Here is a 10,610-nt window from a genome sequence, read left to right as displayed (position 1 = left end):
TATTCAAACGAAACTAAACAACCAGTCGCCCGTTAAATACCGACAATTGGCTGTTTAAAAGGTGTTTTCTTACTGTCTCAAAAACGACAGTCAGTGCCTATAGTACCTGGGCTTTTTATTTATAACTAGTAATCATGGTAGATGTTAGGGAAGCGATGCAGCTCTAAGATCAAGATAGTTTAAGGGCTATTTTGTTTTACTTTGTGTTCTGTATTTTTATTGTTAGTGAAATTATTCACAAATATTACCATTAAAAGAACTAAGCTTTTCAACATTGTGCTTAAAATGCCAGGTTCCATCAATTGATTCACCGTTAAACTGAAGCCAAGAAATATGACTACACTCAGAATGGTTTTTATCCATGGATTCATTTTGTTACCTCTTTTATATGTATTTATTTACATTTTATTGGAGTCAAATGATAAAGTAAATAAAAAATATTTACAAAATTGTAGATGGAAGGAGATTAAAAAATAGTAGCATATATAATAGTAAAATCTGTTTTCTGACTTTGTCTCAAGTGGCTTGATAAAAGATGGTCGGAATTCAATTAATACGGTTTATGGGAAAGAAAATAAATTTTGTTTCTTTAGAAGATGGGAGTTCCTTTATTTCAATGCTTCCTGATCATTCAAAGAACGAAGCTGGAAATGTAATTTGATTCACAATAAAAATTTGTAATTGAGGTGTTATTATGGAAGAAATTACATTAAATAATTTTATTGTAAAAATAGATAAGGACAAAACGCTGGAATTGTATAAAGCACTTCCAAAAGTTTCCGAAAAAGCTCATTGTGGTTGCGAGGATTGTCAACTTTTCACTAAACAAATTCAACATGCAAGCACAGAAGTTTTGAAATTCTTTAACCAATTTGGAGTTGATCCTACAAAAGAGGCAGAAGTTTGGAGAGCTATTCCTAATAAAGACGGCTTTGATACATTTAGTGCAGATTATCATTTTGTAGGCGCTATACAAGGTACAGATGACTTAGACTGGATTCAAATAGGGGAAGCATCTTTTGGACTTGCAAATTATAATGGGGATTTACCAAGCCCGATGATTCCAAGTACTTTTTCAAAGCCAATTGTAGAATTAGCTGTGAGAATAACAATGCCCCATGTAGAGCTATAATATAGAAAGTATTTATTCTATAAAAATATATAAACCATTATATTTTATTTAACTTCCAAACCCAGGTATGCAGTTAAATTTGAACCTGAGCTCTTTGGCATTTGGGAATATGAAATTAAGGTTCTTGCAGGAATTTATTCCATTAGTGCTGGTGATACGAGTAGAAATAATATTTTGTTTTAGATGGTAAATGCTCACCTAGTTGAAGTTGCAATGAATACTGACAAATCACAATTGAAATTAGGATTGTTAATCGTAATTTAAAAAGTTATACAAGCTTCAACAGAATCATTCACAAAAAGAGTTGTATGTTGCTCGATTTGGCATGAATACACTGTTGAATATGGTACGTATTTGGTATAGCAATAAAATTATTAATAAGGAGTGACGAAATGATTGATTATTTTGAACGGAAATTAAGATTTAAAGATATGGAAGTATGGGATATCCGATTTGGGAAGGAAATTTATCGGTTGTTTATTGTAGATGAAAACCGAGTTTGTGAAATAAAAGATCTGAACTTGCCTCCTAATGCAAAGGTATTTGAAGAAGACTTAAAAGAAAATTTAATCACTGTTAAGGTATACTCCGAAAAGCAAGTGAAAACAGAACATATAGAGTTAATAGACCAGTTTTCAAAACAAATAACTGATCATGTTGCATTGGCTCATTGCCAAGTAATTCTTACATTTTTTACTGGTAATATTGATGTTGTATTAGAGAATATTTTAAAAGAAACATATAATTTAGAACTTGAAAAAATCCCTTTGAAGCTTTTGTTACATTTAAACCAAGACTAATTTCAAAGTTAGAAGCTTAGTGGTAAAACATTCACCGTTTGAAATGGGAAGAACACCTATCAGGTACAGAAATGAAAAAGGATGCAAATACACTAGTTAATTTACATAAAAGATAGATATACGGGCATTCATAGAAAAATTTTTCTTGATATATTAAGCGTTTCAGATGTTGAATATTGATGCTAAAGAATTTGAGTTTTACAAGAGGAAAAGTGGTTCACGGAAAAGTAAAATGAAGGAATTTATTACTTGGATAAATAAGGTTAAAAATGTATATTATCCAAGTATAAAGAATTATATTTCTTTTTAATCCATTTGTTGGATTTTGTCGAAATACTTAAATTGATATAATAATTTAGGTGCAACTTTTCCCTTCTGCACAAAGGGTTAGGAAGCACCATTCTTAACATCAACTGAAAAGCCCAGGTACTCAATTAATTTTGAGATAGGAAGTGTGCGTTTTGAGAATAGTTGGAGTTGTGCTTTTAATTGTGTCTGGATTGATTTATACATTAGAACGTGGATTCACCATGCTATCAACTAGCATTGCTCAAGCAGGATTTTTTGCAGGCAGAATGTCCGGAGAAGTTCCAGAGGTTAAAATAAGTGCGTTTACCGACAATTTATTTGTTCCTCTTTTTTTTGTTTTAGGCATAATTACTCTAGTTTATAGTTTTCTTAAGAAATAAAAAACAAAGAGATTTTTTATGTTCCTTATAAAGTTAAAAAATCCCAGGTACTCAATTAATTTGAGCCTAGGCTTTTTTTATTTCCATGACATAAGTTGCTAAGATTGTACAAATTCTTTTATTTAGGTGTGTAACTACCGTAAATCAAGGATCACCCTATACACAATAAAGTCACATTCCCCCGAAAACCCACGAAATCAGGCGAAAAGCATGTCTTTGTACATTCACACAAAACCTTGCTATAATAAGCTTTGCGAATACATATGAAAGAGGGTAAAAGCATGAACGCTTATGATGAATATATGAAGCAGGTTGTGAAACCGATGCGTGAGGAGCTAGTGGAGGCTGGGTTTGCGGAGTTAACGACGGCTGATGCGGTGAATGAATTTATGGCAGGGACGAAGGGGACTTCGTTAGTAGTGATTAACTCAGTATGTGGTTGTGCGGCTGGGCTTGCTCGTCCGGCAGCACGTGAGGCGGTTTCCGCAGTGAAGCCGGATCATCTAGTGACGGTGTTTGCAGGGCAGGACCCAGAGGCGACTGCGGCGATGCGTGGTTACTTTGAAGATGTACCACCAAGCTCACCGTCAATGGCAATTCTAAAGGATGGGGAATTGGCTTACTTTATTCCACGTGAACAAATTGAAGGTTTCCCTGTGGAACAAATTGTTTCCCATTTAACTGGCGTGTTAGAACAAACATGCGAGCAATAAATACGATCGTAACAACAGCGGGCAGACCAGACGATGAATCGACGGTGCTCGCTGCTTTTGCGTGTCAAAAATTAAATGCTCCGTTCGAGTCGAGAAAAAAGCGCTCTGTTCGTAAGATCTCACAGGAGTTACAGGCAAATGTCGTAGTAGCGGGGAAAAATCGCTACGAATATTACGCCTTCGGGGTACAGGAACCGTTTTTTTTTCATCCTAATTCTGCAGCATTTCGCTTAAAACGTGTAGCACGTGGAGAGGCCGAACCATTTTTACAAGCGGCACAGCTCCAACCAGGCGATGCGGTGCTTGATTGTACGCTTGGACTAGCGGCAGATGCTATGTTGGCGGCTTATATTGTTGGGGAAACGGGGCGTATCATAGGATTGGAAGCAAATCCTAATGTGGCCTTTATTGTAGAGCAGGGTACGCAATCCTATGATACAACTGAGCTACCGTTAACTGCCTGTATGCGACAAATTGAGGTCGTTCAGTCGGAAGCAGTTCATTATCTAAAAACATTGCCAGACAATTCATTTGATGTGGTCTATATGGATCCAATGTTTGAGGAGATTATTGAGGAAGCTAATAATTTCCAAGCTTTGCGCTTAGCCGGAGAACATGTTGGTTTAACCGATGAATGGGTTCATGAAGCTAAGCGGGTCGCAAGAAAGCGTGTGGTGTTAAAAGCTCATTTTCGTTCAGAATGGTTTGCGAAGTATCATTTTCGGCAATATGAACGAGGAACAGCGAAATTTCATTATGGTGTTTTAGAAGTGTAGAGGCTTGTTTTTGAGACAGGCCTCTATTTTATTATATGGGAATAAAAAGGAGGCACCGCACAAAATGGCCAACAACGAAATCAGAACCCTTTTTGAATTAGATTTACTTGCCAAAGCACAATCAATGGCATGTACAAAACCACCTCGTCCATGGGAATATGAAACGGTGATTCCAACCAATGGTGTACTAGCCTGTGGCTGGGATCAGGATGAAAATATTGTCCTCATCAGTGGATCAGGCTATAGTGTCACTGAGCCCATAACGGGTCGTCGACTTCAAAGAAATCGAGATGCGTATGTAACCGAGGAATGTGTCAGTGTTGACCGTTTAACGTTTCACCCGCCTTTAGCAAAGCAACCGATTCCCATTTTTGGTTTGGAAGCGGGGGACGGGATACATGTGACATCGGATGGCTGGCAAGTTGAAGTTATTTACCCTTGGTGGCCACGTGCAACAGTGGTTCTCGATTATCTTTTTACAACCCATTACAGCTATTTAAAAAACGCTACGGCCATTGATTTACACCGATTGGATGGTACTGTAAAATGTGGATTTTCACCTTCTGGCAAACATTTAATAATTATGGGGTCGGGTGGTGCCTTGATCTATTCGAGAAAGGAATAAGATCATGCACTTCGAAGAGAAAGGCTTTGTTTCTATTTGGGTAGGCAATTTTTTAATCAATTTGAGTATGATTTTGGTTTGTTTTTTGATGAAGATTTCAGTGAAACATTACATAAGAAACCTCAACTAATAACCTGGGCAATTAATCCATGAAGATTTCTCCTATTCCCAGCAATTTAAAGACCAGTTTATAGCTAAAATAGGGAATGATCTATTAGTCGCATATAATACATGAGCACTATGAAGGACATATTCGGCATGTTCATCATGAAGCCTAAAATATCGATTTTATTGGTTATTAAAATGCATAAAAATAAATGAGCCCTTTACATTTAAAATGTATGGTGCTATAATAGGAAACGTGCTATTTTAGGTGGCATATTTCCGTAATCTGGCATTCTGCTTTTTGTTTTTGAAGATACTTATTCACACTGGCGCATGCTTTGGGGCTGCAAGGACGCAAAAGATGGTAGGGTTTGCGTTGCTTAGGTTAGAAGGCACACAGTGGAATTTTACCGCGGCGATGAAACAAATTTTGTTTCACGATAATATTCCCCAGAAGATTGGGTTGAGACTTTTACAATTTACGAAAAATGTTACCTATAAATACTAAAGGGGTAGTTTCGCTGTAGCGAGGCTGCCCCTTGTCTAATTGTAAGACCCTGTCGCATTATCTGCGGGCAGGTTTTTTTATTGCCAATATTATGCTGGTATACATTACCGTTTACTCTCGCAAATAAATAAGTAATAATAAAAGCAAGAATTTTAGTAAAAGTCTAAATTCTGGCGTTAGAAATCAGAAAAGTCAAAAAGGTGAGGGAAGTTTATGGTGAAAATCAACACAATATCAACAGATGTAATCACACAATTAACAAAAATGGCAGAAATACAGCAAGAAAGTATTGAGCAATTAGTATCGCTTTATTGTCAGGAAAGGTTTCTTTATCGTTTATCAACATCACCTTATAACGAACAATTTTACATAGAAGGGGATCTTTTATCCTTTATATTAACAAAGGAAGCAGAGAAGCCACCAAAAGAAATGACACTTACGGCACAACAAAGCGCTTATCAAAACGACATTGTCAAACAGGCATTTACAGAAATTTGTTCGATAGCAGTTCCAGAGGATGGTGTTAGATTTTTGGAAGATGGAATAGAAAGTACCATAACCAATGCGAATATTCTCTTGAAAATACCAGCTGCATTGGCTGAAATCACTACATACATAGAAATCAAAATAACCTTTGAAGAAAATCGAGTGTCGCCAAAAACCATTACTTTCCCAACTTTGCTAGACTTGAAATCAGCGATGCTCTATACATATCCAACCGAATACGTGGTTGCCCTTTCATTAATTGACATGTACCAATATCCAGCGAATACTTCAAAGGAATTATTGGATGTAGAAAGGCTATTACAAACACAAAACTTAGAGGGACGGGATTTGCAGGCATATTTTGAAGAATTGTTTGATCGTCATCGCCTGACATTCGAGGCAAATCCTCCACTTGAAAAAGGGCTTCTAAAGCAATTTCTTAGCCCAGTATATGAAGTTATTTTGGCTGAGGAAGAGTTTTTTAAACAATGGAACTGTGAAAAGCGAGCTTGGCAATAACGATTGAAAACTCGTGAACATGAAGTAGTTCGCGGATTTATGATAAATTAAATAAAATTAGTCTGTGTAACATTAAATAAATGATGAAAGTATTGATTTATCAATGTTTACACGGACTTTTAATCTTAAACGCTGAGCGATAGCTTTTATGCTCTGCCCGCTATTTAATAAAATCGTTGCATGGGTATGTCGTAAACCATGATAAGTAATTTTTGGTTCACCATCATCTTTAAATAGTATTTCTAGCTGCAAAAAATCTTAAGATACCGTGTTACTTTTTGCAATAATAATTTAAGAGATTTCATTAAAGATGTACGTGGTTTATTAGGGTTACTTGACCTTATAAATGGTCTGTATAAGGAGTTTTCACGCTTGAACGCCAAACTGGTAATATACTAGTGCTTGGGGCATTTTTCCGAAAGACCTTAGGTGAGTTTCAATAATATTAATGGTTGAAAAAAGCATTAACAAGTAAGGAAAAATCCTTATGTTAATGCCTTTTATTTTCACTTAGCTTAAATGGATCTATTATATGCATTCATTGTCGAAGTATATTGGAATATTTTAGGGTTGACTAGTCCCTCACGTAAATCCATCATCCCTAATTGTCCCATTCTATTCAGTAAAGGAATCAACCAACTACCACTTGGAGCACCTTGTAACACTTTAATTTGATCGTATGATAACTTTGAAACTTTACTTGGATCAATCGGTTCTTTTGCATTTTCTATTGTTTCTTGAAAAGCTTTCAAATCAGTTTTATACATATTCTCGCTAACTTGTTCAGTAAAACCTTTATATCCGTAAGCTCCTTGAAGGATAGTTAACCTTATACTCATATCTTCCATAGAAACCATTTTTATATACACCTCTCTTCAATATATTCCTAAATTATATCTTTTTCTATTTCTGAAGTTCCAGCTGTATTTAGCCCCAACAAACTACTTGTCCAACAGCTAGTAAATGGATCTTCATATATAACTTCTCCTTTTACATTATTTGTAACACATTATTATCATCGTGCAAAAAACAGAGTATTTAACACTAATTTACAAAATAGATAATTGTTTGATAACATTATTATCAATTCAGAAAATGTTCATTATAAGTAGAGAGCTATTTGAAAAAAATGAAATGTAGTAATAGCAATGTATGAATTTGTTCGTTAGAAGTTGTTTAATTAAAAGAGCCGATACATAATGATCTTTGGCTATGCGGGTGTTGGTTCTGTTGATTAAAATCTTGATCGCCAACTAAAGGAGCTTGAAGCTTTTGGATGAGAAATATATACACTGAAAAACGTCAGGGAAAGATTTTTTGTTCCGTTTATCGTGAATTGAGATCGTTTTGGTGATGTGTAAGTGATACAAGATTTAAGTCGGTTTTGCCGTAACAAACAAGAAATTCTTAAAATATTAAAGTTGTTTATTCAACAAACGGGCCAGATTGTTGAATAAGAACTATAATAATCATAGCTGTAGTTGTAGATGATTAATAAAGGAGAAAACCCATTATGTTTGGTTTTTTAAATAAAGCAAAATTAAAAAAAGATGATTTAAAAGGCATAGCAAAATTAATGTATCAGGATGTATCAGATGATTCATGGGATAAAGATAACCTTACTAAAAGAAATTTAGACTTCACTATTGAAAGCGTTCGTTATATTGATATCTATGTAAAAAGATTAATGAATACGGAGTTTGGTACTGAGCTGCTAAATAAGCATTTTGATAGTTTAGTGGATCGTATAGGTGCATATATTGGCGAGGTCATTAAAAATAATATTAATCAAGATTTTTATTGGTTTGAATCTGATTCAGTACGTAATTATTCACCTAATTCAGAGTTTAGTAATAACAGCACAAAGAGTGTTCTTTATTCCAAAAAGAAGAATATGGTGATATTACCTTTGAATGTGGTGTCAGAATTTTTGAAAGGGAGGTTGCCCTACAGTAATCTTCTTACTTACGTAGAAGAAATTATTAAGCAAAATACTTAAAAAAGAATGTTACTTAACAATCGGGCGCTTTACTTGAAGATCATTGAGTTGCATAAGCAGCTCTTTTTTTCTTATTGAACTCCCATGAAAGAACGTAATAATCTTTCATTTTCTTTGGTGTAGCGTAGATTTTACGTGACATGGATGGCTAACGGAGCAGGTTAGTTCAATAAGGATCCTATAAGGAGAGATCAAATTTACCAGCAGACTAGAGATTATACAGAATTTATTTATGGGAGGAATTCCAATGAAGGAAAAAATATTGAAGTACATAGAAAATAATTTCCCTAACTTAACAAGCGATTTGTATCTAAGGTTCGAACTAGGTGACCCATATAAAAATGGAACTGAAGAAAGAATTAATCAAGTTGTTACAAGAGTGACCACATTATTCGAAGAAGTGTTCAAGCCGGATGATTTTATTTATCTTTATATAAAAGATTGGGATGTAACAGAGGATGTTATGTTTGGAAATAACACCCCAGAATACCTGTATGATTTATTAAATAAACAAAATATAGAAGAGGAAACTTTCTTCGATTTAGATGAGGATTATGATGAGGTAACGGGTCAAACAATAGAAGTTAAGAATGAATACAAAGTGAAATTTGTATACTCACAATTAAAGTCTGTACCCTACCAGGAAATACTTGAAGGTATAGGGAATTATGAACAAGGAAGAGAACCTTCTATTGGACAATCTGTGTACTTTATTAGTACTGACAAGGACATAATATTTCATATGTATGACGACCGTGGATGTGATGTTTTTGGCTTAAATAAAGATACTCTTGTGCCCTATTACCATAAGTTTAGGAAGTGGATTTTAGATTATAACCGTATTGAAATTGACGACGCTTTTGAAGAAGGTTTATTTAATTATTATGAAACTACCGAGGAAAAAGAAAAAAGGCTTAGAGAAAACAGACTGAAAGTAAAAGAAACTAAAATTAACTTATCTCAGGACAATACATGTCACATTACTCATGCTCTTGCCATACCAAATGAATGTGCAGAAGAATGTATCAATGAGATAGGTGGAACAGGATTTAATATCGCTATCGATAATAAAAATAATGAGTGTACTAATATTAAAGCAACAAAAACAGAGGCTTTGGCGCTTGTTGATTATCAAACTGAACTTATGTCTTTATATTCAAAAAAATATAAAGGTGAGTATATAGGATGGTCAGTTAAAGAAGCTTTTTAATTAGAAAATCCTTATTCAACTAGAAGAGTGCATTAATTAAAGATCATTGAGTTGCATATCCAGTTCTTTTTTCATTATTGAACTAACGAAGCAGTTTAGTGCAACAAGGAACGATAGAAATACAATAAATATGGAGTTTTGGGAATAATGATACTAAACAAATTTAAGGAGAATCAGAAATGAAAAAATTGCTTTTTAGCCTTATCTTCGTTTTAGTAATTCTTCCTTCACAAACACACTCTGAGAATAAAATTGAAGAGTTGCCACCTTGTTCAGCAATACTTGAACCAACAAAAAACGTACCTAAAAATGCCAGAGGAGTAGCACTGATTTATAATATTGAAAGAAAGTTTAATGATGAACGAACAAGTCTCAGTGTTCACGCACTTCATTTACCAAAACCATCTAGTTTTGGGGATTATGATGGATATGAAGTATTAGCATATATTCCGAAGGAAATAAGCTGGATATTCTCATTGTCCCCTTTAACTAAATATGGAGAAACTATTTGGGCTGGGAATTTAGATGAAGTTTCTCCTGTAATGCGACCTACTCGTATCAAAGTCCGAACAGTCAATACAACGACAAAGAAAACGGGTCCTATTGTACTTGAAAAAACACTAAAACCTTGTTGAACTCCCATGAAAGAACGTAATAACCTTTCATTTTCTTTGGTGTAGCGTAGATTTTACGTGACATGGATGGCTAACGGGGGCTTTAGTTCAATAACGATCTTCAACAATCGGGCGCTTTTCTGAAATTAGGAAAGCATCTTTCTTCATGAAAAGGGCGCATTTATCTAATAAGGAATGTGTCTAATTGCATGTAAGGGCCATTTAGTTGAATAAATGACTCTAAATAGATTTGGATATTTATGTTAAAATTTAGTGATAGTTGTGGAAAACAACTTGGTTATTTAATAAGAGTTTTTCGTTATTGCCATAGATACTTATTTATAGTAGAAGAAGTGAGGGATTAACATGTTTTTTGTTCAAATGTCTGGCTTTCCTGGGTCTGGAAAGTCTACACTTTCTCGTCAAATTGCTGA

The 10,610-nt window shown here is 34.6% G+C and carries 12 protein-coding genes and 2 pseudogenes; 11 read left to right on the top strand and 3 right to left on the bottom strand.

Features of this window, described 5'->3' with window-relative positions; translation table 11 throughout:
* Window positions 1-179: 179 nt before the first annotated feature.
* The gene (locus AO843_RS23370) at window positions 180-371 is read right to left on the bottom strand and encodes a hypothetical protein (protein ID WP_054613451.1); all 192 of its coding nucleotides are present in this window, start codon (window positions 369-371) and stop codon (window positions 180-182) included.
* A 323-nt stretch (window positions 372-694) separates the two neighbouring features.
* Between AO843_RS23370 and AO843_RS23365 the strand changes: the two genes are divergently transcribed.
* The 7 genes from AO843_RS23365 (at window position 695) to AO843_RS23335 (ending at window position 6,353) form a co-directional block, all read left to right on the top strand.
* A complete protein-coding gene (locus AO843_RS23365) occupies window positions 695-1,132 on the top strand; it encodes a hypothetical protein (protein WP_054613450.1) in 438 nt (145 codons plus the stop codon).
* A 392-nt stretch (window positions 1,133-1,524) separates the two neighbouring features.
* Entirely contained in the window at window positions 1,525-1,932 is a 408-nt protein-coding gene (locus AO843_RS23360; RefSeq protein ID WP_054613449.1) for a hypothetical protein, read from the top strand.
* Between the two features lie 461 nt (window positions 1,933-2,393).
* Window positions 2,394-2,621 carry a hypothetical protein gene (locus AO843_RS23355; RefSeq protein ID WP_054613448.1) on the top strand — a complete coding sequence of 76 codons (228 nt, stop codon included), beginning with the start codon at window positions 2,394-2,396 and terminating at the stop codon, window positions 2,619-2,621.
* A 281-nt stretch (window positions 2,622-2,902) separates the two neighbouring features.
* Entirely contained in the window at window positions 2,903-3,334 is a 432-nt protein-coding gene (locus tag AO843_RS23350) for a BrxA/BrxB family bacilliredoxin (RefSeq protein ID WP_054613447.1), read from the top strand.
* Window positions 3,322-4,110: a class I SAM-dependent methyltransferase gene (locus AO843_RS23345; protein ID WP_054613446.1), complete on the top strand. Its 789-nt coding sequence runs from the start codon at window positions 3,322-3,324 to the stop codon at window positions 4,108-4,110. Before AO843_RS23350 ends, AO843_RS23345 begins: the two co-directional genes overlap by 13 nt.
* 64 nt (window positions 4,111-4,174) lie before the next feature.
* Complete coding sequence (locus tag AO843_RS23340; RefSeq protein WP_054613445.1) at window positions 4,175-4,735, top strand: hypothetical protein; 561 nt, start codon at window positions 4,175-4,177, stop codon at window positions 4,733-4,735.
* An 826-nt stretch (window positions 4,736-5,561) separates the two neighbouring features.
* Complete coding sequence (locus tag AO843_RS23335; RefSeq protein WP_054613444.1) at window positions 5,562-6,353, top strand: nucleotidyl transferase AbiEii/AbiGii toxin family protein; 792 nt, start codon at window positions 5,562-5,564, stop codon at window positions 6,351-6,353.
* Window positions 6,354-6,479: 126 nt separating this feature from the next.
* Here AO843_RS23335 and AO843_RS25665 read toward each other — a convergent pair.
* Both AO843_RS25665 and AO843_RS23330 read right to left on the bottom strand, forming a co-directional pair.
* Window positions 6,480-6,569: pseudogene (locus AO843_RS25665) on the bottom strand (DNA integration/recombination/inversion protein); the annotation flags it as partial.
* A 299-nt stretch (window positions 6,570-6,868) separates the two neighbouring features.
* Complete coding sequence (locus AO843_RS23330) at window positions 6,869-7,210, bottom strand: hypothetical protein (RefSeq protein WP_054613443.1); 342 nt, start codon at window positions 7,208-7,210, stop codon at window positions 6,869-6,871.
* 656 nt (window positions 7,211-7,866) lie between these two features.
* Between AO843_RS23330 and AO843_RS23325 the strand changes: the two genes are divergently transcribed.
* From AO843_RS23325 to AO843_RS25310, 4 genes and pseudogenes are all read left to right on the top strand, one after another.
* On the top strand, window positions 7,867-8,352 hold the full coding sequence (locus AO843_RS23325) for a hypothetical protein (protein WP_054613442.1): 486 nt from the start codon (window positions 7,867-7,869) through the stop codon (window positions 8,350-8,352).
* A 247-nt stretch (window positions 8,353-8,599) separates the two neighbouring features.
* On the top strand, window positions 8,600-9,562 hold the full coding sequence (locus AO843_RS24375) for a DUF3885 domain-containing protein (RefSeq protein ID WP_082389583.1): 963 nt from the start codon (window positions 8,600-8,602) through the stop codon (window positions 9,560-9,562).
* Window positions 9,563-9,741: 179 nt separating this feature from the next.
* On the top strand, window positions 9,742-10,197 hold the full coding sequence (locus AO843_RS23315; RefSeq protein WP_054613441.1) for a hypothetical protein: 456 nt from the start codon (window positions 9,742-9,744) through the stop codon (window positions 10,195-10,197).
* Window positions 10,198-10,542: 345 nt separating this feature from the next.
* Window positions 10,543-10,610, top strand: a pseudogene (locus tag AO843_RS25310) (ATP-binding protein); the annotation flags it as partial.

Origin of the sequence: Lysinibacillus sp. ZYM-1 (assembly GCF_001308875.1) — a bacterium.
In the GTDB taxonomy this organism is placed as follows: domain Bacteria; phylum Bacillota; class Bacilli; order Bacillales_A; family Planococcaceae; genus Lysinibacillus.
Note: the sequence above shows the minus strand (reverse complement) of the source record. Positions and strands in the feature narration are given on the sequence as shown.

Coding starts and splice junctions, on each gene's coding strand:
- AO843_RS23370 (WP_054613451.1), bottom strand. CDS start 371: ATGAATCCATGGATAAAAACCATTCTGAGTGTAGTCATATTTCTTGGC.
- AO843_RS23365 (WP_054613450.1), top strand. CDS start 695: ATGGAAGAAATTACATTAAATAATTTTATTGTAAAAATAGATAAGGAC.
- AO843_RS23360 (WP_054613449.1), top strand. CDS start 1,525: ATGATTGATTATTTTGAACGGAAATTAAGATTTAAAGATATGGAAGTA.
- AO843_RS23350 (WP_054613447.1), top strand. CDS start 2,903: ATGAACGCTTATGATGAATATATGAAGCAGGTTGTGAAACCGATGCGT.
- AO843_RS23345 (WP_054613446.1), top strand. CDS start 3,322: ATGCGAGCAATAAATACGATCGTAACAACAGCGGGCAGACCAGACGAT.
- AO843_RS23340 (WP_054613445.1), top strand. CDS start 4,175: ATGGCCAACAACGAAATCAGAACCCTTTTTGAATTAGATTTACTTGCC.
- AO843_RS23335 (WP_054613444.1), top strand. CDS start 5,562: ATGGTGAAAATCAACACAATATCAACAGATGTAATCACACAATTAACA.
- AO843_RS23330 (WP_054613443.1), bottom strand. CDS start 7,210: ATGGTTTCTATGGAAGATATGAGTATAAGGTTAACTATCCTTCAAGGA.
- AO843_RS23325 (WP_054613442.1), top strand. CDS start 7,867: ATGTTTGGTTTTTTAAATAAAGCAAAATTAAAAAAAGATGATTTAAAA.
- AO843_RS24375 (WP_082389583.1), top strand. CDS start 8,600: ATGAAGGAAAAAATATTGAAGTACATAGAAAATAATTTCCCTAACTTA.
- AO843_RS23315 (WP_054613441.1), top strand. CDS start 9,742: ATGAAAAAATTGCTTTTTAGCCTTATCTTCGTTTTAGTAATTCTTCCT.